The 24,781-nt window shown below is 71.5% G+C and carries 21 protein-coding genes and 1 pseudogene; 16 read left to right on the top strand and 6 right to left on the bottom strand.

The genetic code is table 11. From position 1 onward, the window contains the following. Nucleotides 1-148: 148 nt before the first annotated feature. The 7 genes and pseudogenes from AOM46_RS01240 (at nucleotide 149) to AOM46_RS01215 (ending at nucleotide 7,954) form a co-directional block, all read left to right on the top strand. On the top strand, nucleotides 149-1,450 hold the full coding sequence (locus AOM46_RS01240; RefSeq protein ID WP_062204288.1) for an ABC transporter substrate-binding protein: 1,302 nt from the start codon (nucleotides 149-151) through the stop codon (nucleotides 1,448-1,450). Nucleotides 1,451-1,563: 113 nt separating this feature from the next. Then, nucleotides 1,564-2,463, top strand: a complete 900-nt coding sequence (locus AOM46_RS01235) for a carbohydrate ABC transporter permease (protein WP_062204281.1) — start codon at nucleotides 1,564-1,566, stop codon at nucleotides 2,461-2,463. Beyond that, the gene (locus AOM46_RS01230; protein WP_062204279.1) at nucleotides 2,463-3,368 is read left to right on the top strand and encodes a carbohydrate ABC transporter permease; all 906 of its coding nucleotides are present in this window, start codon (nucleotides 2,463-2,465) and stop codon (nucleotides 3,366-3,368) included. The genes AOM46_RS01235 and AOM46_RS01230 overlap by 1 nt, the downstream gene beginning before the upstream one ends. Before the next feature lie 133 nt (nucleotides 3,369-3,501). After that, nucleotides 3,502-5,715, top strand: coding sequence for a SpoIIE family protein phosphatase (locus AOM46_RS01225; protein ID WP_062204277.1), 2,214 nt, complete (start codon nucleotides 3,502-3,504; stop codon nucleotides 5,713-5,715). A 16-nt stretch (nucleotides 5,716-5,731) separates the two neighbouring features. Beyond that, a pseudogene (locus AOM46_RS31305) lies at nucleotides 5,732-5,863 on the top strand (DNA-binding protein); the annotation flags it as partial. A gap of 85 nt (nucleotides 5,864-5,948) precedes the next feature. Then, nucleotides 5,949-7,109, top strand: coding sequence for an AAA family ATPase (locus AOM46_RS01220; RefSeq protein ID WP_078856360.1), 1,161 nt, complete (start codon nucleotides 5,949-5,951; stop codon nucleotides 7,107-7,109). Next, nucleotides 7,106-7,954 carry a hypothetical protein gene (locus tag AOM46_RS01215; RefSeq protein WP_062204274.1) on the top strand — a complete coding sequence of 283 codons (849 nt, stop codon included), beginning with the start codon at nucleotides 7,106-7,108 and terminating at the stop codon, nucleotides 7,952-7,954. Before AOM46_RS01220 ends, AOM46_RS01215 begins: the two co-directional genes overlap by 4 nt. 43 nt (nucleotides 7,955-7,997) lie before the next feature. On the opposite strand, the gene AOM46_RS01210 is transcribed toward AOM46_RS01215, so the two are convergent. The 3 genes from AOM46_RS01210 to AOM46_RS01200 all read right to left on the bottom strand — a co-directional run bounded on the left by AOM46_RS01210 (nucleotide 7,998) and on the right by AOM46_RS01200 (nucleotide 10,613). Then, nucleotides 7,998-8,726 carry a VWA domain-containing protein gene (locus tag AOM46_RS01210; protein WP_062204271.1) on the bottom strand — a complete coding sequence of 243 codons (729 nt, stop codon included), beginning with the start codon at nucleotides 8,724-8,726 and terminating at the stop codon, nucleotides 7,998-8,000. 79 nt (nucleotides 8,727-8,805) lie between these two features. Beyond that, entirely contained in the window at nucleotides 8,806-10,098 is a 1,293-nt protein-coding gene (locus tag AOM46_RS01205) for a nucleotidyl transferase AbiEii/AbiGii toxin family protein (protein WP_067225808.1), read from the bottom strand. Beyond that, nucleotides 10,095-10,613 (bottom strand): hypothetical protein, encoded by a 519-nt coding sequence (locus tag AOM46_RS01200; RefSeq protein WP_370592616.1) that lies wholly within the window; start codon nucleotides 10,611-10,613, stop codon nucleotides 10,095-10,097. Before AOM46_RS01200 ends, AOM46_RS01205 begins: the two co-directional genes overlap by 4 nt. Nucleotides 10,614-10,921: 308 nt before the next feature. On the opposite strand from AOM46_RS01200, the gene AOM46_RS01195 reads away from it, so the two are divergent. Continuing rightward, entirely contained in the window at nucleotides 10,922-12,856 is a 1,935-nt protein-coding gene (locus tag AOM46_RS01195) for a serine/threonine-protein kinase (RefSeq protein WP_062204268.1), read from the top strand. Between the two features lie 82 nt (nucleotides 12,857-12,938). Here AOM46_RS01195 and AOM46_RS01190 read toward each other — a convergent pair whose 3' ends face one another. Together AOM46_RS01190 and AOM46_RS01185 are read right to left on the bottom strand one after the other, a co-directional pair. Next, on the bottom strand, nucleotides 12,939-14,489 hold the full coding sequence (locus AOM46_RS01190) for a polysaccharide lyase family 1 protein (protein ID WP_062204265.1): 1,551 nt from the start codon (nucleotides 14,487-14,489) through the stop codon (nucleotides 12,939-12,941). Nucleotides 14,490-14,882: 393 nt separating this feature from the next. Then, the gene (locus AOM46_RS01185; RefSeq protein WP_062204259.1) at nucleotides 14,883-15,326 is read right to left on the bottom strand and encodes a helix-turn-helix domain-containing protein; all 444 of its coding nucleotides are present in this window, start codon (nucleotides 15,324-15,326) and stop codon (nucleotides 14,883-14,885) included. A gap of 122 nt (nucleotides 15,327-15,448) precedes the next feature. On the opposite strand from AOM46_RS01185, the gene AOM46_RS01180 reads away from it, so the two are divergent. After that, entirely contained in the window at nucleotides 15,449-16,357 is a 909-nt protein-coding gene (locus AOM46_RS01180) for an NADP-dependent oxidoreductase (protein WP_062204257.1), read from the top strand. Between the two features lie 114 nt (nucleotides 16,358-16,471). Beyond that, nucleotides 16,472-17,230 carry a class I SAM-dependent methyltransferase gene (locus tag AOM46_RS01175; RefSeq protein WP_062204255.1) on the top strand — a complete coding sequence of 253 codons (759 nt, stop codon included), beginning with the start codon at nucleotides 16,472-16,474 and terminating at the stop codon, nucleotides 17,228-17,230. On the opposite strand, the gene AOM46_RS01170 is transcribed toward AOM46_RS01175, so the two are convergent. Continuing rightward, nucleotides 17,193-18,410 carry an MFS transporter gene (locus AOM46_RS01170; protein ID WP_062204252.1) on the bottom strand — a complete coding sequence of 406 codons (1,218 nt, stop codon included), beginning with the start codon at nucleotides 18,408-18,410 and terminating at the stop codon, nucleotides 17,193-17,195. The two genes, AOM46_RS01175 and AOM46_RS01170, sit on opposite strands and share 38 nt — an antisense overlap. Before the next feature lie 163 nt (nucleotides 18,411-18,573). Here AOM46_RS01170 and AOM46_RS01165 point away from each other — a divergent pair, with 163 nt between their 5' ends. The 6 genes from AOM46_RS01165 (at nucleotide 18,574) to AOM46_RS01140 (ending at nucleotide 24,747) form a co-directional block, all read left to right on the top strand. Beyond that, nucleotides 18,574-19,023 carry a helix-turn-helix transcriptional regulator gene (locus tag AOM46_RS01165; protein WP_062206214.1) on the top strand — a complete coding sequence of 150 codons (450 nt, stop codon included), beginning with the start codon at nucleotides 18,574-18,576 and terminating at the stop codon, nucleotides 19,021-19,023. 5 nt (nucleotides 19,024-19,028) lie between these two features. Continuing rightward, the gene (locus AOM46_RS01160) at nucleotides 19,029-19,439 is read left to right on the top strand and encodes a VOC family protein (protein ID WP_062206217.1); all 411 of its coding nucleotides are present in this window, start codon (nucleotides 19,029-19,031) and stop codon (nucleotides 19,437-19,439) included. Nucleotides 19,440-19,510: 71 nt separating this feature from the next. Further along, entirely contained in the window at nucleotides 19,511-21,913 is a 2,403-nt protein-coding gene (locus AOM46_RS01155) for an excinuclease ABC subunit UvrA (RefSeq protein ID WP_062204249.1), read from the top strand. Nucleotides 21,914-22,179: 266 nt separating this feature from the next. Beyond that, nucleotides 22,180-23,343 (top strand): ferric reductase-like transmembrane domain-containing protein, encoded by a 1,164-nt coding sequence (locus AOM46_RS01150; protein ID WP_067225805.1) that lies wholly within the window; start codon nucleotides 22,180-22,182, stop codon nucleotides 23,341-23,343. A gap of 280 nt (nucleotides 23,344-23,623) precedes the next feature. Next, nucleotides 23,624-23,875, top strand: a complete 252-nt coding sequence (locus AOM46_RS01145; protein WP_062204248.1) for a DUF6480 family protein — start codon at nucleotides 23,624-23,626, stop codon at nucleotides 23,873-23,875. A gap of 53 nt (nucleotides 23,876-23,928) precedes the next feature. Further along, nucleotides 23,929-24,747, top strand: coding sequence for an AraC family transcriptional regulator (locus AOM46_RS01140; RefSeq protein ID WP_158920170.1), 819 nt, complete (start codon nucleotides 23,929-23,931; stop codon nucleotides 24,745-24,747). The last annotated feature ends 34 nt before the right edge of the window (nucleotides 24,748-24,781 follow it).

Genomic DNA, 24,781 nt, shown 5'->3' with positions numbered 1-24,781 from the left:
TGACTTCAAGCTCGCGGGGTCCTTTGATGAGCCTCCGGACGACGCGGGCGTCGGAACACAAGGGCGCCCCACGACGCTTCGGTTCGGCGATGCTCATCCCCATGCGCGCCGATCCCCCGATACGGCAACGAAGGCGTAAGGAAATCTCATGCGGGTCAATCGCAGAACCAGCGTGCTGGTGGCGGGTGCCGCCATCGGCGCCCTGACACTCTCGGCGTGCAGCGGCGGCTCAGGCGGCGACGGCGGGGGCTCCGGCTCCTCCGGTGGCGGCGACTCCGCCTCCGAGGTCGAGGTCTTCACCTGGTGGGCGGCCGGTTCGGAGAAGGCCGGCCTGGACGCGCTGGTGGCCGTCTTCGACGAGCAGCACCCCGACACCGAGTTCGTGAACGGGGCCGTGGCCGGTGGCGCCGGCTCGGCGGCCAAGGACCTCCTGCAGTCCCGGCTCCAGGCCAACGACCCGCCGGACACCTTCCAGGCGCACGCCGGCATGGAGCTGCTGGACTACATCAACGCGGGCCAGCTGGAGGACGTCTCCGACCTCTACGACGAGTTCGACCTCCGCGAGGCGTTCCCGTCCGACCTGGTGGAGCGGCTCACCCACGAGGGGAACATCTACTCCATCCCCTCCAACATCCACCGGGCCAACGTGCTGTGGAGCAACCCGAGCGTGCTGGAGGAGAACGGGGTCGACCCGAACGCCGAATACGCGTCGCTCGACGACTGGTTCGCCGACCTGGAGACGCTGCAGGAGGCGGGCGTCACCCCGCTCTCCGTCGCCACCGCGTGGACCCAGGTCCACCTGCTGGAGACGATCCTCCTCGCCGACCTGGGCCCCGACGCCTACAACGGGCTGTGGGACGGCACCACGGACTGGGAGGGCGCCGAGGTCACGGCCGCCCTTGAGGACTTCGAGACGGCCATGAGCTACACCAACGGGGACCGGGACGGCCTGGACTGGCCGGAGGCCACCCAGCTGGTGATCGACGGCAACGCCGCGTTCAACGTGATGGGCGACTGGGCGGTCGCCGCGTTCGAGGAGCAGGGCAAGGAGTTCGGCACGGACTTCAACGCCGCCCCGGTCCCCGGCACGGACGGCGTCTTCGACTTCCTCGCCGACTCGTTCACCCTGCCGGTCGGTGCCCCCAACGGCGGTGGCGCGCACGCCTGGTTGGAGACGGTCGCCTCGCTCGAGGGCCAGACCGCGTTCAACGCCGCGAAGGGTTCCATCCCGGCGCGCACCGACGCCGACCCGGCGGACTTCTCCGAGTACCAGCAGACGGCCATCGAGTCGTTCGGCCAGGACACCATCGTCTCCTCGCTGGCCCACGGCGCCGCGACCCCGGTGTCCACGCTGAACGCCGTCACGGACGCCACCAGCAAGTTCACGTCCGGGGCCTCCGACCTCTCGACGTTCCAGTCGGAACTCGCCTCAGCGGCCGCCGCCGGCTGAGTCGGGGCTCCGCCCGGGGCGATGCGCGCATCGCCCCGGGCCGGATCCGGACCGCGCCGTGGCGCGTCGTCGCCCCCCGTGTCGACGCGCCACGGCGCTCCAGGGAGACATCGATGAACAGAACCCTCAAACGAGTCGGGCCGCCGCTGCTGCTGCTGGCTCCTTCGCTGATCCTGGTGGGCATCTTCGTCTACGGCCTCATCGCCGTGAACTTCGGGACGTCGACGACCGACATCCACACCGCCGCCCAGACGACCGGCCAGGAGCCGTCGAGCAACGTGTGGTTCAAGAACTACTTCGACCTCCTCGGCAACGAGGCGTTCCAGCACTCCTTGAAGAACCTGGCGCTCTACACCCTGCTCTTCCTCGGCGGCACCCTGCTCATCGGCTTTCTGTGGGCGTGGTTGCTGGAGCGGCCGATCAGGGGCGAGAGCATCTTCCGCTCGATCTACCTCTTCCCGATGGCGGTCTCGTTCATCGCCTCGGGTGTGGTGTGGCGGTGGCTGCTGAACTCGGGGCAGGACCAGAGCGCCACCGGGCTCAACCGGTTGTTCCAGATGGTCGGCCTCGACTTCCTGCAGAACAACTGGTGGAACAACGTCGACTACGGCATCACCGCGATCGCGATACCCGCGATCTGGCAGCTGTCCGGCTATGTGATGGCGCTCTTCCTGGCGGGCTTCCGTGGCATCCCAGAGGAGCTGCGCGAGGCCGCCAAGATGGACGGCACCACCACCTGGCAGCTCTACCGGCACGTGCTGTTCCCGCAGCTGTCGCCGGTCGCGCTCTCGGCGCTGATCATCATCGGGCACATGTCGTTGAAGTCCTTCGACCTGATCATGTCCATCTCGAAGCCGGCGAACTACCAGACCAAGGTTCCCGCCATCGACATGTACATCTACAAGTCGAGCTTCGACTACGCCAACGCGGCCGCCATCGGGTCGATCCTGCTGGTCATCGTGGCCGTGGTGGTCGTGCCCTATCTCATCCGCACGAATCGCAAGGAGAAGTGATGGCCACGCTCTCCGCCCAGGCGGCTCCGCCGAAGGAGACCGCGGGCCAGCCGGGCCAGGCAACCGGCGGGGGCCGGCGCGGCAAGGGGTTCAGCCTCGCGCGCACGCTGCGCTACGCCGCGCTGCTCTTCTTCCTGCTGATCGTTCTGATACCCGTCTACGTCCTGCTGGTGACGAGCTTCAAGGGCCCGGGCGACGCCTCGCCCGAGCGGGCCTGGAACCTGCCGTCCAACTGGACGCTCGACAACTGGCGCACCGCGTGGGACGCCCTGGCCCCGTCGATCTGGCGCACCCTCCAGATGGTGGTGCCCTCGGCGGTCATCGCCGCGGTGCTGGGCTCGATCAACGGGTTCGTGCTGGCGCGCTGGAGCTTCCGGGGCGCCAACCTGGTGTTCACCCTGATCCTGTTCGGGATGTTCATCCCCTACCAGGCCGTGATCATCCCGCTGAACGAGCTGGTGCTGGACCTGTCGCTGCCCAGCGGCATCCCCACGCTGATCCTGCTGCACGTGGTGTTCGGCATCCCCATCACCACGTTGATCTTCCGGAACTACTACCAGACGATCCCGCACGAGCTGATCGAGGCCGCCAGGATCGACGGCGCCGGGCTGCTGCGCACCTACGCCTCAGTGATCCTGCCACTGTCGCTGCCCAGCTTTGTGGTCGTGCTGATCTGGCAGTTCACCTCGGCCTGGAACGACTTCCTGTTCGCGGTGTTCTTCTCCTCCAGCCAGAACGGCCCGGTGACACTCGCCCTGAACAACCTAGCCAACGGCGCGCTGCTCCAGAACTACGGGGTCTCCATGGCGGGAGCGCTCTTCGCCTCCCTGCCGACCCTGCTGGTGTACATCGTCCTCGGCAAGTACTTCATCGGCGGCCTGATGTCCGGGTCGGTCAAGAGCTGACCCCGCCCCCGCACCCGTTCCGCCCGTGTCCCCGCCAGGGAGCCCCTCCCCGGCGGGGACACGGCGTTGTGGGGACGTCCGCCCGGCCGCGCCGCCCGGCCGCACCCGCCCGCGCAGGACATAAGGTGCGCATATGTCGGATTCGCCTGCCCGGGGGCCCGAAATCCTGGTCCCGGCCTTCAACCAGGTGATCGAGGAGAGCGGCGCCCACGGCGGGCTGCTGATGTTGCTCTCACCGAACGAGGCCATGCTCCGCATGGCGCTGGTCAGCGGCTTCCCCGTCAAGTTCACCGGCCCCTGGAAGCGGATCTGGCTCAACGCCGACTTCGCGATCGCCCGGGCGGCCAGGGAGCGCCGACAGATCTGGATGGGCCCGGACGAACGCGCCACCGACTACCCGGAGTCGGCCGTCGCCGCGCCCTACCCGTATGCCGTGGCGGACACGCCCCTCTTCACCGGCGACCGGCTCTGGGGCGTCCTCAACATCCTCTGGCCGGGCTCGCACCCCGCCGAGCCGGTGCCGGCCGAGCTGGCCGCGGTCGACGCGGGAGCCCTCCGGCTGAGCGAGCTGCTGAACCGGTACGCCCAGGAGGGGCGCCCCGTGCGGCCCCTTCCCGAACCCCTCGCCGTTCCCCGGCAGGAGACGAGCGGGCACGCCGAGGAGGATCCGCACGCCGGGGCCCGCTTCGCCGAGCGGCTGCCCGGCGGCAGCCTGGCGATGAACCTGGAGGGCGAGGTCACCTTCGTCACCCGCGGCGCCGCCGAACTGCTCGGCTGCCCGGTGACCGACCTGCTCGGCGCGCTGCCCTGGGACGTGCTGCCCTGGCTGAGCGACCCGGTCTACGAGGACGGATACCGTCGGGCCCTCTTCACCCGCGAACCCACCTCGTTCACCGTGCTGCGCCCGCCCGACCGGTGGCTCTCCGTCAATCTCTTCCCCGGCATCTCCGGCATCAGCGCGCGCGTCTGGGAGACGGCGCCGCCCGACGAGAACCCCCGTTCGGGACCGCCCGGCCGGACCGCCGAGGCGGAGGCCAGGGTCGCCGAGGCCACCCAGGCCGGCGACGAGGCGCCCACCCGGGTCGGCTCCGTCTACCACCTGATGCACCTGAGCCTGGTGCTCGGCGAGGCCATCGGCGTGCGGGACATCGTCACCATCGTGCGCAACCCGGTGATGTCCGCCTTCGAGGCGGACGCCATCGTGCTCCTCACCGTGGAGGGGGACAGACTGCGCCTCCTGGGCCATCGCGGGCTCACAGACGAGTTCGCCGAGGAGCTCGACCACCATCCGCTGGACGGGGGGAGCGCCGCCGCCCGCTGCGTACGCGACCAACAGGCGTTGTTCTTCAGCACCCCGGAGGAGTTGGACCGCGACCGTCCCGGCTGGTCGGCGACGAGCGGGCTCGCCGCCTGCGCCCTGCTGCCGCTCTCCGCCTCCGGGCGGCCGGTCGGCTGCGTCGGCGTCGGCTACCGCGAGCCCTATCCGTTCGGCTCCGGCCACCGCACCCTGTTCACCTCCCTGTCCGGGCTCCTCGCGCAGTCCCTGGACCGGGCCCTGCTCTATGACACCCAACATCAACTGGCCCACCGGCTCCAGGAGTTGTTGCTGCCGCGCGAGTTGCCCGAGATCCCGGGGGTCGAGGTCGCCGCCCGCTACCGGGCCGCGACCCGGGGCCTGGATGTCGGGGGCGACTTCTACGACCTCATCCCGCTCGACGGGCACTGCGCGGCGGCGGTCGGCGACGTCCAGGGACACAACATGACGGCCGCCGCCCTGATGGGCGAGGTCCGCGCCGCCGTCCACGCCACCGCGGGCACCGACCCCGGCGATGTGCTGATGCGCAGCAACCGACTGCTCACCGACCTCGGCGTCGAGCTCTTCACCAGCTGCCTCTATGTCTACGTCGACTTCACCAGCCACCGCGCGCGGCTGGCCACCGCCGGCCACCTCCCTCCCCTCATGGTGGACCCCGAGGGAGAGGTCACCATCCTGGACGTGACCCCGGGGCCCCTCCTCGGCATCGACCCCACCGCGCGCTACACCTCGACGGAGATCCCCCTGCCGCCGGGCAGCGCCCTTCTCCTCTACACCGACGGGCTGGTCGAGCGGCCCGGGGTCGACATCGGCGACTCCCTCGCCGAACTGGCCGACCGCCTGCGGGCGGTGGCCCACGAATCCCCGGGCGCCATCGCCGACGCGCTGCTCGACGAGGCACCGCGTACCCGTGTCGGCCCCGACGACGTGGCCCTGCTCCTGGTCCGCTGCGCGACCACGCCGAACGGCCGGCCGATCCGATCCGGCGGCGGCCCGACCGGAGACCCCACGGGGGGACAGCGGGCAGGATAAGAGGCATGAGTGAGCCCACCTGCACGCCATCGACGCCATGCTCAGCGCCACCGCACTGGCCGCCCCCGGGCCCGTCACCGTCCTGACCTCGGATCCGGAGGACATCACCGCGTTGTGCGATCCGCGCGTCGTCGTCATCGCGCTCTGACCGGCCCCGCCGGGGGTGCTCCCCGGGGCCGATTCCGGGTGGCTGAAAATGGCTGCGTGCGGTGATCGGGCGATGAGAGGGAGCGATGCGCCAGAAAACGGAAGCAAAGATACGGAGCCTGGCCTGGGACGCCGTCAGGGATGCCTGGAAGAACCCCATCGGCGGCGGCGCCGGGCCGTTGCGGCTGGAAGTCGAGGACGCCGTGAAGGCGGCCGTCGAGACCGCGGTGGCGGAGAGCGCCGAGGAGCTGGTGGCCCGGCGGTTCGACGAACGGCTCGCGGACGACGGCGAGTTCAGGACGCGGCTGCTCGCCGAGGCCGCCGGGATCGCGGAGCGGAACGCGCAGCGCGCCCTGGAGGAGACCAAACTCGACTTCCTGGCCTTCGCCCGCGCCCGCGCCGAGCGGATGCTCGACGACGCGGTGCCCCCGGTGATCGAGATCAACACCGGCCGTGGCCCCGCCGTCCGGCTCCCCGAGGCGCACCACCGGGTGCTGCCCGAGGTGCTGCTGGTGCTGAAGGCCCGCTGCCACGCGCTGCTGGTCGGCCCGGCCGGCACCGGCAAGTCCATGCTGGCCCAACAGATCGCCACCGCGCTCGGCCTGGACTTCCACGCGCTCTCGCTGGGGCCGACCACCCCGATGAGCAAGATCTTCGGCTACTACGACGCGCATGGCACCTACCATCCGACCCCGTTCCGGCGGGCCTTCGAACACGGCGGGGTGATGCTGCTCGACGAGTTGGACGCCGGGCATCCGGGGCTGCTCTCCGAGCTGAACCAGGCGCTCTCGCTCGGCGTCTGCGCCTTCGCCGACGATATGGTCAGCGCCCACCCCGACTTCCGGGTCGTTGCGACGGCGAACACCTATGGCACGGGCCCCGACCGGCAGTACACCGGCCGACAGGCGCTGGATGCGGCCACCCTGGACCGGTTCACCCTGGTCGAGGTGCCGGTGGACGAACGGCTGGAGGAGCGCCTGACGCTCGCCAACGCCCCGTCCCAGCCGCTGGCGGCCCGCGCCGTGCTGGCGAAGGTCCGTTCGCTGCGGTCCACGGCCGAACGGAAGCGGCTGCCGGTGATGTTCTCGCCCCGCGCCAGCATCGACTCGGCGAAGCTGCTGGAAGCCGGCGCCACCCTCGAACAGGTCCTGGAATGGCGGGTGTTGCGGGGCCTGTCGGCGGCGCACCGCGCCGCCCTCGAAGCAGACGAGACGGATGGGAACGACTCCCCCGAGGGCGGCGCATGAGGCCGGCCACCTCGCTGCTGCTGCCGCCGATCTGGTCCTGGGGGGAGTTCCTGGAGCTGGTCGCCGGCCGGATGGCGCATGCCGAAGGACACTCCCGCAAGAGGGACGACGCATGGGCCGGCGCCGACTTCGCCGGGGCGCTGCGGCTGGCCACCGACGGCTGGGCCAGGGCGCTTCCGGAGACCGATGTCAGCATCGCGACGCTGCGGGAACGCACCGGCCAGCGGGTGCGGACCACCGTGCTCGAACCGCGCTGGGACGTGACCGGCAGCGAGGTGGACATCGCGGCCTATCTGGCCGGCGAACCCGAGTGCATGATCGACGCGGTGCCGCAGCTGACGACCACCGTGGGCCGGGTGGTCACGCTGCTGGTGCCGGCGGTCTGCACCGCAGGCACGCCCAACGCCTTCATCCAGCACCGGGGGTTGGCGCTGGCCGCGCTCTGCTCCGCGATCGTCGGCGCCGGGCACAGCGTCGAGGTCTGGTCGGGGTGGGCCAGCAACCCGGACGGCGAACGGTATGCGGCGGTCGCCCGGGTGATCTCGCCGTCGGAGCCGCTGGACCTGGGCCGGCTGATCTTCGCCATGGCGCATCCGGCGATGCTGCGCCGCCTCTGGTTCGCCGTCTGGGACACCCAACCCGAGCCGGTCGCCCGGCGGATGGCCGACACCAACTACGGCCAACTGCCGTTCACCTGCTACCAGGAGGACCTGCCGGACGGCGTCGCCAACGCCTATGTGCTGCCGTATCTCGACAAGACCGAGGAGCAGTGGGAGACGTTGGACTCGGCGCTGGCCTGGTGCCAGGAGATGTTCCGCGATCTGGGCCTGCTTCGCCCCGACTGACCGGCTCGCCGCACGTCGTCAGAAGCACGTGGGCATCCGTGGGTCAGCGGAGGATGCCCGCCGCGCGGCTCGCCGTGAGCCAGTCGGGGAACTCCGCCATCAGCCGGTCGTAGAGCTCCCGGTCGGAGAACGCCCGGGGGTCGGTGCCGGCGGGGAAGAATCCCGCGTTGTCCACGGCACGCCTGGCGGGCACCGGCAGCTCGTCCAACTTCCGCAGAAACGCGAACTGTTGGTCGTCCGGATCGCCGAAGCCCACGAACTGCCAGAAGATCGGCAGCCGCGCCGCCTCGCACAGCAGCTGCTCGGCGGCGCGGCGCGAGCTCGGGCCGCCGTCCGTCTGGAAGATGACGAACGCCGGATCAGCGCCGCCGGAGGCGGCATGGTGGTCGATGACGGCGCGCATCGCGAGGTGGTAGTTGGTGCGCCCCATGTGGCCGTAGGAGTCGTGCAGTTGGGCGATCCGGCCCCGGTAGGCGTCGAGCGAGAGATCGGCGACGCCGTCGACCTCGGTGGAGAAGAAGACCACCGGCACCACGCCGTCGTCGTCCAGGTTCGCCGAGAGGGCGAGCGCCTGCTCGGCGAGATGCTGGACGGTGCCGTCCCGGTAGTAGCGGCGCATCGATCCCGACCGGTCCAACACCAGGTAGACGGCGGCGCGTTGACCGCCCAGACCCAGCTTCTCCAAGGAGACACGCGCCGACTCCCAGGCGCCGGCCAGCGCCTCGCCCCCCGTGGCCCGCACCTTCTCCAGACTGATCGCCGGAGTTCCCATGCCGCCCCACCCCTCTCGCCGTCCCGGCACGCTACCAGCCGGGACGAGGCCGCGACGGGCTGTTGGGGAAGCCGACCGATCAGCGGAAATACCACCGGACGCCGGGCAGGGCCTCGGGGTGCTCCCGCCACCACCGCCACCGTTCGTCACCGGCCAGCACGGCCCGCAGGGCCTCCTCCACGCCGACCGTCCCCGGCCCCAGGATCGCCCGGACGATCACGGTGGCGGCGGCCAGCCCCTCCCGGCTCTCGGCGCTCAACCAGCCGACGGCCGAGGCGGGTTCGGCCTCGGCGCGGGCCCGGACGGCGCGCACCCATGGCGCGAGCCAGCGCGCCCACCGGTCGTGCTCGCTCTCCCCCGGGCGCGCCGCCTCGGCCAGCAGCGGTCCCAGCACCCGCAGCAGCCGGTCCGGGAAGTCGGTGGCCCGGGCCGCCAACTCCGGGTGGTCGGCGGCGAAATGGCGCCAGCCGTCGCCGACGTCCAGCCTCTCCACCCAGTGCGGTCCCGGCGGGCGCAGCGCCTCCTCGCCGGCCGCCAGGAAGGCGTCCCGCACCAACGGGTAGGAGGGCGGGGTGTGTTCGGCGAGCAGCACCGCGTCATAGAGGTCCTTGCCCTGGGGGTACGTGTCGGTGACCAGCCAGAGCAGTTTCCAGGCCAGCGAGAGCCCCGGGGTGACGCCCAGCACCGCCGAGCCAGGACCCTCGCCGAGCGGCCGCAGCGTGGTGCGTTCGGCGGGGACGGGCAGCGGTTCGTTGAAGACGATGTCGAGCTGCACGACGCCGCCCGGGGTGCCGGGCGCGGCCCAGGGCAGCACCATCCGGCGTCCCGGGACCCGTTCATAGGTCCAGATGGACTCGACGATCCGGCCGGCCGCGTCGATCGTCACCCCGCCGTGCGCCCGGGCCGCCGCCTCGGCGTCCCGGGCGAGGTCGTCGAGGAGACCGGCGGTCTCCGGTCCTTCCATCGCCCAGTCGACGGGGGTGACCAGAAAGTCGAGATCGCCGGGGTCGCGGGCGGCGTCGCCGAACCAGGTGGCCAGCAACACGCTGCCGCGCAGCACCAGATGACCGGCCCACCGGCCACCGGCGAGCCCGCTGAGCACCAGGTCGATCGCGGTGCGGCGGGCGCGGTGCCAGGCGTGCCGCGCGGCGGCGTCCTCGAACACGGGCTCGCCCGCGCGGTAGGCGTTGGCGAACTGTTTCAGCGCGGGGTCGAAGACCGGCGGCTGTCGCAGCCCGTCCGGGGTGGGCAGCAACGTCGGTGGCAGGCTCAGGCGTTGACGCTGCTCCTCGTCCAGCGGGGTGTGCGGTATCTCGGCCGCGCGGTAGAGCCCCCGCCATTCGGAACCGGGGTCGGGGTCGGGTGCGGTCACCGGGTGGGCTCCGCTCCGCCGTGGATCGTCGCCGGCGCCAACCAGCCGTCGTCCAAGGCGAGGTTGCTGTCGTGCACCACATACTCCCGTTCCACCTCGACGATCGACGCGGGGACCGTCGACGCGTCCAGGGCCCGCAGCAGGGCCGCCAGCCGCCGTTCGGCGGTGGCCCGGCCGACCCGGGCGCAGCGCTGGGTGACAAACCGCTCCTGGTGGCCGTCGGCGCGGAACCGGCGGGCGTTCCAGGAGAGATGCGCGTGCCGCGGGGCGACGACCCGGGCCAGCGTGGTCCGGTCGTGGTCGGGCGGCAGCAGCAGCTTCACATGGTGCTCGAAGTAACGGCCCGGATCGGCGACGCCGGGCGCGGTGTCGTGCTCCGGCACGCCGTCGGCCCAGGGCGCGGCCTCGGTCTTGGTCCTGATCACGGGGTAGCCGGCCGCCGCCAGCTCGGCGGCCAGCCGGTCGGCGGCGCGGCTTCGGTCGGCGAGGCGGCCGGTGCCGGTGAGGTTGACCATGGGTTGGGAGGGGGTCGGCCCCTGGCCAGCCGGATATGCACAAACCCGAGGCCCCGCGCGGCGGCCCAGGCCGCAAGTGTCCCGACCTCGGCGGGCGGGCAGTCCACCGTCAGATGGGTCTCCAACTCGCCGCTGATATCGGGGCGTTCGCCCACCGGGTCCAGGGATCGCGATCCGCGCATGGCGGTACTGTCGCAGGCCGGGCGGCCCGTTCGCCACGGAGTTCGGACCGGCGGGCCCGGTGCCGCCCGGCAGGATCGGAGGGCCGTCGGGGAGCCACACAGGAGGAGCCGCAAAAGGGGGGCGCAGTGCAGAAGTTGACACCCGGGGACCCGACCATGGTGGGTCCCTACCGGCTGCTGGGACGGTTGGGCGCCGGCGGCATGGGGCGGGTGTATCTGGGGCGCTCGTACGGCGGCCGGCTGACCGCGGTGAAGCTGGTGCATCCGGGGTTGGCCGACGATCCCGACTTCCGCCGCAGGTTCGCCCGCGAGGTGGCCATGGCCCAACGGGTCGGCGGCCGGTGGACCGCGCCGGTGCACGGCGCCGACACCGAATCGGAGCTGCCCTGGGTGGCGACCGGCTATGTGCCGGGGCCGACGCTGCGCCAGGTGGTGGACTCGTGGCACGGCCCGCTGCCGGCGAGCACCCTCTGGCCGCTGCTCTGGGGGCTGAGCGAGGCGCTGCGCACCATCCACGCGGCGGGGCTGATCCACCGGGATCTGAAGCCGTCCAATGTGATGGTGACGCTGGACGGGCCGATGGTGATCGACTTCGGCGTCGCCAAGGCCGTCGACGCCTCGGTGGCGACCCGGACGGGCGCGGTGATCGGCTCCCCCGGGTTCATGGCCCCCGAACAGGCACGAGCGGTCGAACTGACCACCGCCGCCGATGTGTTCAGCCTGGGCGCGGTGCTGGTGCACGCCGCGACCGGCACGGCGCCGTTCTCCGGCGGCGAGGTGCCCGCGCATGTGGTGCTCTACCGGATCCTGCACGAGGAGCCCGAACTCGGCTCGCTGGACGGGCCGTTGCGCGAGCTGGCGGCCCGCTGCCTGGCCAGGGACCCGGCGGACCGGCCCACCGTCGAGGAGATCGGTGGGCTGGCCTCGGCTCATACCGAGGGGGAGCCGGCGTATGGCGGCTGGCTTCCGAACGCCCTGGCCGCCCGGGTGGGACGGGAGGTGGTCCGGCTGCTCGACTGGGAGGGCCCGCCGGCCCCGCCCACGCACCGGCCCGCGCCCTTCCCCGTCACGGCCCCAGCCACCCCGACGCCGACGCCGACTCCGCCGACTCTGATGCCGGCGCCGCCGTCGCCGTCCCGTCGGGGCCGGCGGGCCGCCCTGGCCGCCTCGGCGGTCGCCGTGGTGGCCGCGCTGGTGGTGACCGTGGTGGTGACACGGATGGGCGACGAGGACGAGCCGACCGGCCGTGGCCCCTCCGAGACGCCCACCACCGAGGAGGAGCGGCCCGCCACCGACGACGCGGAACAGCCGTCGCGCGACCGGCTGCCGGCCGACATCCTGGAGTCGGGAGAGATCATCGTGGCCACGCCGGGCCCCCGCCCCCCGCTCTCCTACCCTGATGACGACGGGGCCGGCGTCGACCGCGAACTCGCCGCCGCCATCGGAGAGTTGCTGGGCGTCGAGCTGGTCTTCCAGCAGGTCCCGTTCCAGCAGCTGGAGCCGTCGCTGCTCGCCGGCCAGGCGGATCTCGCCTTCGACCTGGCGGACACCGAGCACACCCGACAGCAGGGCGTCGACCTGGTCGACTACTACCGGGCGGGCGATGTCCTCCTGGTGAACGAGGACTCGGGGAACACCACCGGCCTGTCCGGGCTGTGCGGCGGCACCGTGGTGACCTGGCCAGGCGACGAACTGACCGAGCTGATCGAGGAGAGCGTCGACAACTGCGACGAGGGCGTCGAGGTGCGGCCGATGGCCGACGAGCTGGCCATGTTCGAGGCGGTGCGGAACGGAATGGCCGACGGCGCGCTGGTCAGCTATCTGACCGCCGCCCACCACACCGGCGAGGGCGGGGCGGCCGAGGATCTGGTGATGGCCGGGGAGCAGTGGAAGGTCATCCCGTTCGGCATCGCGGTCAGCGGCGACGAGGAGCAGCTGCGGGATGTCGTCCAGGAGGCCCTTCAGACGCTGATGGACGACGGGACCTATGCGGAGATCATGGACCGTTACGGCCTGGCCGACTGCGCCGTGGCCGAGCCGACCGTCAACTCCCCCGAGTAGGCGCGGAGTCCAGGCCCCCGGGCGCGTCGACGCCCGGTCGGGGCAACCGAGTTGCCCCGACCGGGGGGTTTCTGCCTGGCGGCTATGCGAAGGTCTCGTACTCGGCGACCTGCGGAGTGCCGCTCGCGCTGGTGATCTCGAAAGTGATCTTGCGCAGCGAGGTGGCGGGGAAGGTGGTGGCGCCCGCACCGCTGCCGCTGGCCAGCACGGCGCCGGTGTCGGCGTTCACGATCCGCCAGTTGCCGATGGTGCCGACCGAGCCCGCCGCCTCACGGATGTTGATGGCGGAGACGGTGGTCGCGGTGCCCCACTTGATCGAGATGGAGCCGGTCGAACCGTTCGGCGACCAGTAGGTGTTCAGGTTGCCGTCCCGCACGTTTCCGTAGGAGGTGCCGCTGGCCTTGCTGCTGCCGTCGGCGTCGGCCCCCAGGCTGAGGTTGGTCCCGCCGGGCGGGTCGGTCGGATCCGTCGGGTCGGTGGGGTCGGTCGGGTCCGTGGGGTCGGTCGGATCCGGGTTCTGCGGGGTGCAGTTGCCGTCCGACACCCGGTTGCCCTTGTTGGCGCCGGCGGTGTCGCGCACCACGCTGGGCACGCAGTTGGCGGCGTCCGGGCTGAAGGAGTAGGGAATGGAGACCGTGGTGTTGGACTGCGGGTTCGGGCCGGCCGGGTTGTTCTGGTTCCCGGGGCTCGACCAGGTCACATTGTCGAAGATGTTGTCGTTGACCTGCCAGTAGCCGGCCTCGTTGGTGTAGAAGGTGCCCAGGACGTCCTTGGAGTCCTCGAAGTAGTTGCTGTCCACCCTGGCGCGCGCCCCGGCACGGGAGTTGATCCCGGAGTCGTTGACGCTCAGATAGTGGTTGTTGTACATGTGGCCGATTCCGCCGCGCAGCAGGGGCGCCCGGGAGTCGATGTTCTCGTACAGGTTGTGGTGGTACGTGATGTAACCGTTCGAGGTGTCGCTCTCGCTGGAGCCGACCAGACCGCCACGGCCCGAGTTGCGCAGGATGCTGTAGGAGAGCGTGACGTACTGGGTGTTGTTCTTCAGGTCGAAGAGCCCGTCGAAGCCCTCCGACTCGCCGCCCGAGGCCTCCAGCGTGACATGGTCGACCCAGACGTTGCGGACGTTGGCCTCCATGCCGATGGCGTCGCCGCCGTTGGACGTCGGCGAGCCGGACTTCTTGACGTTCCGGACCGTCACGTTCTGGATGATGATGTTGCTGGACTCCCGGACGTGGATGCCCAACTGATCGAAGACCGCGCCGTTTCCGACGCCGACCAGCGTGACATTGCTGATCTGCTTGAGTTCGATCACGCCGTCGGCGGTGTTGCAGCTGCCGCCCGACACCTTGCTGGTGTTGCCGTGGTTGATGGTGCCCTCGACCTCGATGACGATCGGGGTGCTGCTGCTGGCCCGACCGCAGAGGGCCGCGTGGATGGCCGTGCCGGTGGTGGCCCGGACGGTCTGGCCGCCGGCGCCGCCGGTGGTCCCACCGTTCTGGGTCGCGAAGCCGGTGGCCGAGCCGGTGGCGGCCGACGCCTCGGGCGACGACAGCACCACGCCGGTCGCGGCCACCACGGCCATCAGGGCCAGCGCGGCGAGGAATCTGAAGCGCAGCACGAATGGTTGTCTCATCCTGGGTTTCGCCTTTCGTCTTCGAACAGCGGAGAGCTGGGCGTTCCATGGGTCCGGCCGAGCCGGCGAGGGCAGGCCGGGCCGACGCGGGGGCGGCACGGCGACCACGGGACGCGGCATGCCGAGGTCACCGCCCCCGCGGGCGTTGATCGGGTGGTGGGGTCAACTCCTGGTCGGGAGAGCTGAGAAGAGAGGGGGGTGGAAGGGGGGAACGCCGGGAGGGGGGTGGCGACGGCCGCCGGACCGGCGGCGAGTAAGCGCTTGCCGTCAGGGGCGGCGTCCCTCCGCCCCTTCGGGTGACTCACTGACCACAGCGTAGGGGCGGGGCTCGAACAATTCAGCGCGGGGCGTGGACAATACCGCGCTCCGGCACGTCGGGGAGGATCCGCCGGGTCAGGCTTCCTCGCGCTTGTCGTACGCCTCGCGGTGGAGGTGCACCTCGTCCATATGCGTCTCCGCCCAGCACTTGACGTTCCGCACCACCTCGTGGAGCGAGAGCCCGAGATCCGTCAACTCATAGGTGACGGTGACCGGAACGGTGGGGGTCACCGTGCGGGTGAGCAGTCCGTCGCGTTCCAGGGCGCGCAGGGTCTGGGTGAGCATCTTCTGGCTGACCCCGACGAGCCGGCGGGACAGCTCGGAGTACCGCATCGCCCTGGGCTCGCCGGCGCATTCCCCTCTCCGATGCGGGCCGTCGCTGCCGAGCGCCGCCAGCACCAGCGCCACCCACTTGTCGGAGATGCGGTCCAGGAGTTGGCGGCTGGGGCAACCGGCGAGGAACGCGTTGTACTCCTGCTTGGCCAGCGCCCGCTGCTGGGCCGCCGTCGTCGTCGCCATCGACATTCCTCTCCCGTGCTTTCCCCGAGGTGGCCTACGCACCTTCAAGTGCCTACTTCCCAGGAGAAAGCTACCCAACCAGAGTGGAGTCACTGAAACGGTTTCCCCCATCGGAGGCGAACATGTCCCACACCTTCCGTACGGCGGTCGTCCGCACCCCCGGCGGCCCCGACACCATCGAGATCGTCCGGGTGCCCGTGGTGGAACCCGGGCCGGGAGAGATCCGGGTCGCCATCGCCGGGGCCGGCGTCAACCCCGTCGACCTCGGCGTCGTCGCCGGCGTCTTCCACCAGCTCGGCCTCGTCCACCAGCCCCGACACACCGGCCTCGGCTGGGACTTCGCCGGCACCGTGACGGCGACCGGGCCCGGCGTCGACCTTGCCGTCGGCAGTCGGATCGCGGGGCTCGTCCCCGGATTCGACCGCGATTTCGGCACCTATGCCGAGCAGTTGGTCGTCCCGGTCGGGGTGACCGCGCCGGTGCCCGACGGGCTCGATCTGATCGAGGCGGCGACCGTTCCGCTCAACAGCCTGACCGCCGCCCAGCTGGTCGACCTGCTCGGCGACGGCGACGGGCGGCGCCTGCTGGTGACCGGGGCGGCCGGCGCGGTCGGCGGATACGTCCTGACGTTGGCCGGCGAACGCGGCTGGCGGGTCACCGGGCTGGCCCGGCCGGCCGACGAGAAGTTCGTGCGCGGCCTGGGCGCGGAGTTCCAGTCCGCGCCCACCCCCGGCTGGGACGCGGTGGCCGACGGCGCCGGGCTCCAGGAGCGCGGTGTGGAGCTGGTCAGCGACGGCGGACTCTTCGTCGGGGTGCGGCCCAGCGCGCCGCCGGCCGCCGAACGCGGGGTGACCGTGCGGGTGGTGGGGGTCGAGCCGGACGCCGCCCGGCTGGCCGAACTGCTGGACGCCACCGCGCGGGGCCGGCTGCCGGTCCGGGTGCACGCCGTGCTGCCGCTCGACGAGGCGGCCACCGCGCATCGCGCGCTCGCCGCCGGCGGCGTGCGCGGCCGGTTTGTGCTGCGGCCCTGACGGGGCCGCGCACATCGGGAACTTCGGCGGGCGGCGGGCCGACCTGTTGGATGTGCCCTCGGCGAGCGGTGGCTCCTCGGCCCCTCGCCGCCCCCGTGTCGGGAAGGAAACCTCGTGGAGAACCACGGTCCTGAGACCTATGGCGAGTTGAACGCCGACATCTACGACGAGTGGCATTCCACACTCGACCCGACGGAGGCGGTCGAGGCCCTGGCCGCGCTGATCGAGGAGGGGCCGGACGGGCCCGTGCTCGAACTGGCCGTCGGCACGGGCCGGGTGACGATCCCGCTGGCGGCGCGCGGCATCGACCTGTGGGGGGTGGACGCCTCGCCCGCGATGGTGGAGCGGATGCGCGCCAAGCCGGGCGGGGAGCGGATCCCGGTGGCCATCGGCGATATGGCGGACGTCGCCCCGGACACCGACGCCCGGTTCGCCATGGTCTTCGTGGTGTTCTCCACCTTCTTCTTCCTCCAGACCCAGGAGGAGCAGATCCGCTGTTTCGCCAATGTCGCCGACCGGCTGCTGCCCGGTGGCCGGTTCGTGCTGGAGTGCCCGATGCCCGATGTGGCGCGCTACGACCGCAACCAGCGGGTGGAGGCGCACCAGGTGGGGCTCGGCCATGTCCGGCTCACCACCGTGCGACACGATCCGGTGGAGCAACGCTTCGAGGGACAGCATGTGTTGATCACCGACCGGGGCATCAGGCTGGCGCCCGCGTTCCTGCGCTACGCCTGGCCGGCGGAGCTGGATCTGATGGCCCGTCTCGCGGGTCTTGAGCGCCGCCACCGGTGGGGCGGTTGGCATGGGGAGCCGTTCCGTGGCGAGGGCTCCTATGTCACCGTCTACGAGAAGCCGGCGGCCTCGGACGGCTGAGCCGGCGGCCGGCCAGCAGCGCCAGCGGCGGCAGCAGCAGGCACTGGGCGGCGACGGCCAGCCAGAACCAGGAGAGCCGGTCGGCGCGTTCCAGCAGGCCGTAGAGGTTGCCGCCGAGCACGCCGCTGGCCAGCGCGCCGAGGCCGACCGCGAGGCGCTGCTGGCCGAAGGTCACCGTGGCGGAGCGCCGCGAGAGGGCCAGCGCCTCCAGATCGTTCTTCAGGAACAGCACGGCCGTGCCGCCGCTCATCGCCAGCGCGCCGACCGCGACGCCGGCGACGCTCCCGTCCGCGATCGCCACCAGTCCGACGGCCATGCAGCCGAAGCCGGCCGCCATCGCCGCCGGATAGCCGGCCAGCCCGATCCGGCGCGCCAACAGCGGTTGGCCCAGGGCGAGTCCGAGGGCGTAGCCCATCATGACCACGCCGAGGACGGCGGCCGGCAGCCGGCCGTCAACAAAGGTCGCGAGGTACTGGTAGAACTGCATATAGAGGTAGTGGGTCAGCACGGTCACGGTGAACGGCAGCACCGCCACGCCGCGCAGCACCCGGCGGAACGGTTCGACGGGCGGCTGCCGGTCGGGCGGCGGCTCGGGCCGCAGCAGGCAGTGGCCGAGCGCGAGGGCGGCATAGAGCGCGGTGGTCAGGGTGAAGAGCCGGGCCGGTTCGTGCAGGAGGAGGGCCCCGACCACGGGTCCGACGGCGATGCCCAGCTGGCCGGCCGCATTGCCGGCGGACACCAGCCGAGGGCGTTCCGCCACGTCGGCGGCCTGCACCAGATAGCCCCGGTAGGCGGGCGAGTAGAGCGCCCCGGCACCGCAGCTCAGCAGCAGCCCCAGCAGGGTCAGCGCGGGCCGGTCGACCCCGCCGAGATAGGCGGCGGCGCCGAGCAGATAGCCGACGGTGGCGAGCGTCAACGTCCGTTTCAGGCCGAAGCGTTCGGCGAACGCGGCGGTGAGGGGGGCGCTGGCGAACTGGGCCAGCGTGGCGATCCCCAGGACGATGCCGACCTGCGCCATGCCGACGCCGAGCCGGTCCCGCAGCAGCACCGCCAGATAGGGGTAGACGGCGAAGGTGCCGACGTTGACGAGCAGCCCGCCGGCGAGCAGCGCGAGCCTGGCCCGGCCGAGGGCCCGCCACGCCCCGGGCGGTGACGCGGATGGTGCGCGGCGCCCGTCCAAGGGGGACCTCCGTTCGGCTGCCGGTCGGCCGGGCCGCCGGTCCGGCGCGGACGGCCCATGCAAGGACTGGTCGTGCGGCTGCCGGCGGAAGTTCCCCGGCCCGCGTTCCCGGCCGTTTCCGCTCCGCTGGGAATTGTCAGTGCGGCATGGCACCATCGCGCCTGTGACCAGCAGATCCGATCCGGCCCAGCGGCTGCGCGACCTCGCGCTGCTGCGTCGGGTGCGCGACCGGATCGATCGGGAGTACGCCCGGCCGCTGAACGTCGAGGCGCTGGCCAGGGGCGTGCACATGTCGGCGGGCCATCTGAGCCGCGCGTTCCGGCAGGCCTATGGCGAATCGCCCTATTCCTATCTGATGACGCGGCGCATCGAGCGGGCGATGGCGCTGTTGCGCCGGGGGGATCTCAGCGTCACGGAGGTCTGCTTCGCGGTGGGCTGTTCCTCGCTCGGCACCTTCAGCAGTCGCTTCACCGAGCTGGTCGGGGTGCCGCCCAGCGTCTACCGGCGGGAGGCGGCGCCGGCCACCGCCGGCATGCCGTCCTGTGTCGCGCAGCGGGTGACACGACCGATCAGGAATCGAGAAGCGGGCGCGCCGGCACCGCGTCTAGCGTGACGGGCATGGATATCACCATTCACAGCAGTTTCCTCCCGCATCTGGACCCGGACGCCTCGTTGGCCTTCTACCGCGACACCCTCGGCTTCGAGGTGCGCAACGACGTCGGTTACGAGGGGATGCGCTGGCTCACCGTCGGCCCGCCGAACCAGCCGGAGACGTCCATCGTCCTGCACCCGCCGGCGGCCGACCCGGGGATCACGGAGGAGGAGCGGCGCACCATCACGGAGATGATGGCCAAGGGCACCTATGGCTCGATCCTGCTGGCCAGCGCCGATCTCGACGCCGCCTTCGAGCGGCTGCAGGCCGGCGACGCCGATATCGTCCAGGAGCCGACGGAGCAGCCGTACGGCGTGCGGGACTGCGCCGTCCGGGACCCGGCGGGCAATCTGATCCGCGTCCAGGAGCGGCGCTGACCCGGATCGGGCCCGACGCTATCCGCCGAGAGCACACCACGGCGGGCCTCCGCCGCGACAAGGGAGACAGCATGAGCACGGCCGGGACGGCGGACGAGCGTTCGTCCGCACCGCACACGGCGGACAGCCACGAGCTGATCCGGGTGGCGGGCGCACGGGAGAACAACCTCAGGAACATCCGGATCGAGATCCCCAAGCGGCGGCTCACGGTGTTCACCGGCGTCTCCGGCTCGGGCAAGAGCTCGCTGGTGTTCGGCACGATCGCCGCCGAATCGCAGCGGATGATCAACGAGACCTACAGCGCGTTCCTGCAGGGCTTCATGCCGTCGCTGGCGCGGCCCGACGTCGATCTGCTGGAGGGGCTGACCACGGCGATCATCGTCGACCAGGAGCGGATGGGCGCCAACGTCCGCTCCACGGTCGGCACCGCGACGGACGCCAACGCGATGCTGCGGATCCTGTTCAGCCGACTGGGCCAGCCGCATATCGGCTCGCCCAACGCGTTCTCGTTCAACGTTCCCTCGGTCAGGGCGTCGGGCGCGATCACCGTGGAGCGTGGCGACCGCAAGGCGGAGCGGAAGACCTTCTCCGTCCTCGGCGGGATGTGCCCGCGCTGCGAGGGCCTGGGCCGGGTGAGCGATTTCGACCTGGCCCAGCTCTTCGACGAGAGCAAGTCGCTCGCCGAGGGCGCGATCACCATCCCCGGCTACAAGGCGGACGGCTGGATGGTGCGGCTCTTCAGCGCCACCGGCCTGCTCGACGCGGACAAGCCGATCCGGGACTACACCGAGACCGAGCGGCACGACTTCCTGTACCGCGAGCCCACCAAGATCAAGATCGAGGGCACCAACATGACGTACGAGGGGCTGGTGCCCCGCGTGCGGAAGTCGTTCCTCGCCAAGGACCGGGAGGCGATGCAGCCGCATATCCGGGCCTTCGTCGACCGGACGGTCACCTTCACCGCCTGCCCCGACTGCGGCGGCACCCGGCTCAGCGAGCCGGCCCGCACCTCACGGATCGGGGGCGTCAACATCGCCGACGCGTGCGCGATGCAGATCAGCGATCTGGCGGCCTGGGTGTCGGAGCTGGACGAGCCGTCCGTCGCGCCGCTGCTCGGCGCGTTGCGGCACACGCTCGACTCGTTCGTGGAGATCGGCCTCGGCTATCTCTCCCTCGACCGGCCCGCCGGCACCCTCTCCGGCGGCGAGGCACAGCGCACCAAGATGATCCGGCATCTCGGCTCCTCGCTCACCGATGTCACCTATGTCTTCGACGAGCCGACGGTGGGGCTGCACCCGCACGACATCCGGCAGATGAACGATCTGCTGCTGCGGCTGCGCGACAAGGGCAACACGGTGCTGGTCGTGGAGCACAAGCCGGAGACCATTGCGATCGCCGACCATGTCGTCGACCTCGGGCCCGGCGCGGGAACGGGGGGCGGTTCGGTCTGCTTCGAGGGCACCGTCGAAGGGCTGCGGGCCAGCGACACGCTGACCGGGCGGCATCTCGACGACCGGGCCTCGCTCAAGGAGAAGGTGCGGCAGCCGACCGGCCGTATCGAGGTGCGGGGCGCGGCCACCCACAACCTCAGGGATGTCGACGTCGATATTCCGCTGGGGGTGCTCACGGTGGTCACCGGCGTCGCCGGGTCGGGGAAGAGTTCGCTGGTGCACGGTTCGCTGGTCGCCGGTTCCGGGGTCGAGGGAGCGGAGGTGGTCTCCATCGACCAGGGCGCGATCAAGGGTTCCCGGCGGAGCAACCCGGCGACCTACACCGGGCTGTTGGATCCGATCCGTAAGGCGTTCGCGAAGGCCAACGGCGTGAAGCCGGCGCTGTTCAGCGCCAACTCCGAGGGTGCCTGCCCGCACTGCAACGGTGCCGGCGTCATCTACACCGATCTGGGGATGATGGCCGGCATCGCCACCACCTGCGAGGAGTGCGAGGGGCGTCGCTTCCAGTCGGCGGTGCTCGAATACCGCTTCGGGGGCCGGGACATCAGCGAGGTGCTGGCCATGTCGGTCGCGGAGGCGAAGGAGTTCTTCGGCGCCGGCGAGGCACGCACCCCGGCCGCGCACGCCGTCCTGGGGCGGCTGGACGATGTCGGGCTCGGCTATCTCCGGCTCGGCCAGCCGCTGACCACGCTCTCCGGCGGGGAGCGGCAGCGGCTCAAACTGGCCACACACATGGGGGAGAAGGGCGGCGTCTACGTTCTCGACGAGCCGACCACCGGGCTGCATCTGGCGGATGTGGAGCAGCTGCTCGGGCTGCTCGACCGGCTGGTCGACGCCGGCAAGTCGGTGGTGGTCATCGAGCACCACCAGGCGGTCATGGCGCACGCGGACTGGATCATCGACCTCGGCCCGGGCGCCGGCCACGACGGCGGGCGGATCGTCTTCGAGGGCACCCCGGCCGAGTTGGTCGCCGACCGCACCACCCTCACCGGCGAGCATCTGGCCGCCTATGTCGGCGCCTGACGCTCCCCTCCGTTCGGTCCCGGCCCCGGACGCCGCCGCGCGTCCGGGGCCCGCGTCGTTTCCGACCGCCGAAGAGTTCCCGGCCGGCACGGTTTTTCTCGCCCAATTCCCCATCGGTGACGGGTAATCCGGAACCGGATCGATGTCTTCCGCGGCGGGGCGAACGTCGTTATTCTTCACGGCAGGGAGCGCGGGGCCACCATGTCGCCACGGGACATTCATTGTGATGGACCGTCGGCGAGCCATACCGAAAACGGAGTTGTGCGATGGCAGAGGTCTCCGAATCGGCGGTTTCCTCCCCGGAACGGGAGAGAAAGCGCCGGGCCCGCTTCGACTGGGCCGGTCTCCGCGCCGATCTTCGGGGCGCCGTGCCCGACGCCTCACTGGCCCTGGTGATCACCGGGTTGATCTACTGGCTGCTCTATGTCCGCGTGGAGAACGGCAGTTCGGCGACGATCAAGATCATGCCGATGCTGGCGGACGCGGACAAGTTCTGGATGTACTGGATGTGCCAGGCGTTCGGCTGGTCGGCGATGATCTGGGCCTATATCACCGTGGTGTTCGGGCTGATGCGCTCCGGGCCGCGCCCCCGCTGGGGTTGGCTGCCGGCCGCCCGCCTGGAGAAATGGCACCGCACCACCAGCCTGACCACCATCGGGCTGATGTTCATGCACGCGTTCTTCTTCTTCACCGACCAGATCAGGGACAACCGGGACCGCTGGTCGTTCGGGCGCAGCGTGTGGACCGCCTTTGTGGACAGCTTTGTGCCCGGCGGATACGCCACCGGCACCGGCCGGGTCGCCATCCTGGTCGGCCTGCTCGCCCTCTATCTCGCCATCCCACTGGGCCTGGCGTTCTACCTGCGCCACCGGACCGGGCCACGGATGTGGCTGGCCGTGCACCGTTTCGTCATCGTGGTCTATATCCTCAGCGCCTGGCACACCCTGCTGTACAGCAGCCAGGCATGGTACGACGGCCCGTTCCGCACCTTCCTCTGGCTGACCCAGATACCCATCGCCGGTCTGCTGCTGTGGCGGCTGCTCTCCCCCGCCCGGTCGGGCGAACGGCTCCGGCTGGGGGAGCCGAGCCGCCGCGACCGCGCGTTGCCGATCAGCGCGCGGCTGGCCGGCCGGATCGTGGTGGGGGCCACCCTCGTCGGCCTGGTGGCGGTCGTCGTCACCGGCATCGACGGCGGACGCTCCCCCGAGGGCGGCTCGTCTCCGCCGCCCTGGCCCGAGAAGTGGGTGCTCTGGCTGGGCCTGCTGCTGTTCACGCTCGCCGTGCTCGCCGTCGTCATCCGACTCCGCCCCCGAGGGCACACCGGGGGCCGCAGGACCGCCCCCGACAGCCCCGAGGCCCCCGACGCCCCCGGCGCCTCGGATGCCTCCGACGAGGAGCCGGCGGCGACCGGTCCCGCCGACCGGAGTTGACGTCACGTCACCTGACAACGGTTTTCCATGCGGCCCTTTCCCGCTCGCCGGGAATTGCCGTGGGGTCCCGGAACGGGGAAATGGGAGAAGATCTTTCCCGCCGTCGGGAACCTGATCGGGAGCGGGTCGTTGGCGTCTTTCGTGAACGTAATCGGGTGTGTCGCCGGGAGCGGCGAGAAAGTTCCCGGCGATAAACCGGCCGTCCCCGCCCCGTCGCCCGGTTTCCGCTTTCGGGACCGCGTTGGGGTGTAGTAACCGTTCAGGTTGGTACCCGGCGGCCATGACTGCCCCGAACCCGGACCCCGATCCGGATCACACGCCCGGGTACCGCCCCGGCGCCCCCGGTCGCGTCGGTGAGACCCCGCCGGGGGAGACGCCGCCGGCCGAGAGCGGCACCACGTTCACCGGACCCGACGAGGAGCCGACGCCGAGCCGGGGCTGGGCCGCCGTGCCGCTCACCGCGGTGTCCGTGGTGACGGCGCTCTTTGTGGCGTTCTTCATCGTCTACGCGGTCTGGATCTGGATCGATTAGCCGCACGCCGCCCCGCCCCCGGCTACGCTGGCTGGCCGAAAAGGGGCGGCGGCGTGCGGAGGGGGACGGCGATGGGTGGCGCGCGGCACGCGGTGGGCACCGAGACGAGGAGCCCGGCGGGCGAGCCGCGCATCCCGTTCGGCATCGTGGGCGAGGCGGAGACGCTGACCCGCCCCACCCGGTGGACCGCGCACAGCCATCCGGTGCACGAGCTGATCTGGAGCGTCCGTGGCGTCCTCAACATCGAGATCGGCGCGCGGCGTTGGGCGCTGCCCACCCGGGTGGGCCTCTGGATACCGGCCGGCGTCGGGCACGCCGGCAGCGCGGCCGACGGCACCAGCTACCACGCCGGCTTCTTCGCCCCCTCCGCCGTCACCGATGTGCCGCGCGAGCCGGTCCCGATCGAGGTCACCCCGCTGCTGCACGAGCTGCTGTTGCATCTGACGGACGCCGAGCTCGCCCCGGACGCCAGGGCGCGGGCCGAGGGGGTCGTCTTCGATCTGCTGCGTCCGGCCCGGCGGGACCACCATGTGGTGCTGTCGGACGATCCCCGGGTGCGGGAGATCGCGGTGGCGGTCGCGGCCGATCCGGCCGACGAGCGCGGCCTGGCCGACTGGGCCGCCGAGTTGGGCGTGAGCACCCGGACATTGGCCCGCGCCTTCGCCGACTCCACGGGGCTGAGCTTCTCCGCGTGGCGCGCGGTGCTCCGGGTCCATCTGGCGTTGGCGCTGCTGGCCGGCGGCACCCCGGTGGCCGAGGTGGCGCGGGCCGTGGGCTACACCAGCCCGAGCGCGTTCACCGTGGCCTTCCGCCGGGTGACCGGGCACGCGCCGAGCGCGCACCATCACGCGCAGCTGTCCGATTCGCGATAGCCGACGTCACATCGGCGCGATTGCGCCATTTCGG

Origin of the sequence: Streptomyces sp. NBRC 109706 (assembly GCF_000974485.1) — a bacterium.
Lineage (GTDB): Bacteria > Actinomycetota > Actinomycetes > Streptomycetales > Streptomycetaceae > Streptomyces.
The sequence above is the reverse complement of the archived record's forward strand: the minus strand, read 5'-3'. Positions and strand labels throughout refer to the sequence as shown.

What these genes read in the sequence shown, in the direction of transcription:
- AOM46_RS01220 (WP_078856360.1), top strand. Translation starts at nt 5,949, where the DNA reads ATGCGCCAGAAAACGGAAGCAAAGATACGGAGCCTGGCCTGGGACGCC.
- AOM46_RS01190 (WP_062204265.1), bottom strand. Translation starts at nt 14,489, where the DNA reads ATGAGACAACCATTCGTGCTGCGCTTCAGATTCCTCGCCGCGCTGGCC.
- AOM46_RS01240 (WP_062204288.1), top strand. Translation starts at nt 149, where the DNA reads ATGCGGGTCAATCGCAGAACCAGCGTGCTGGTGGCGGGTGCCGCCATC.
- AOM46_RS01185 (WP_062204259.1), bottom strand. Translation starts at nt 15,326, where the DNA reads ATGGCGACGACGACGGCGGCCCAGCAGCGGGCGCTGGCCAAGCAGGAG.
- AOM46_RS01160 (WP_062206217.1), top strand. Translation starts at nt 19,029, where the DNA reads ATGGATATCACCATTCACAGCAGTTTCCTCCCGCATCTGGACCCGGAC.
- AOM46_RS01210 (WP_062204271.1), bottom strand. Translation starts at nt 8,726, where the DNA reads ATGGGAACTCCGGCGATCAGTCTGGAGAAGGTGCGGGCCACGGGGGGC.
- AOM46_RS01200 (WP_370592616.1), bottom strand. Translation starts at nt 10,613, where the DNA reads ATGGTCAACCTCACCGGCACCGGCCGCCTCGCCGACCGAAGCCGCGCC.
- AOM46_RS01150 (WP_067225805.1), top strand. Translation starts at nt 22,180, where the DNA reads ATGGCAGAGGTCTCCGAATCGGCGGTTTCCTCCCCGGAACGGGAGAGA.
- AOM46_RS01145 (WP_062204248.1), top strand. Translation starts at nt 23,624, where the DNA reads ATGACTGCCCCGAACCCGGACCCCGATCCGGATCACACGCCCGGGTAC.
- AOM46_RS01230 (WP_062204279.1), top strand. Translation starts at nt 2,463, where the DNA reads ATGGCCACGCTCTCCGCCCAGGCGGCTCCGCCGAAGGAGACCGCGGGC.
- AOM46_RS01155 (WP_062204249.1), top strand. Translation starts at nt 19,511, where the DNA reads ATGAGCACGGCCGGGACGGCGGACGAGCGTTCGTCCGCACCGCACACG.
- AOM46_RS01215 (WP_062204274.1), top strand. Translation starts at nt 7,106, where the DNA reads ATGAGGCCGGCCACCTCGCTGCTGCTGCCGCCGATCTGGTCCTGGGGG.
- AOM46_RS01180 (WP_062204257.1), top strand. Translation starts at nt 15,449, where the DNA reads ATGTCCCACACCTTCCGTACGGCGGTCGTCCGCACCCCCGGCGGCCCC.
- AOM46_RS01235 (WP_062204281.1), top strand. Translation starts at nt 1,564, where the DNA reads ATGAACAGAACCCTCAAACGAGTCGGGCCGCCGCTGCTGCTGCTGGCT.
- AOM46_RS01225 (WP_062204277.1), top strand. Translation starts at nt 3,502, where the DNA reads ATGTCGGATTCGCCTGCCCGGGGGCCCGAAATCCTGGTCCCGGCCTTC.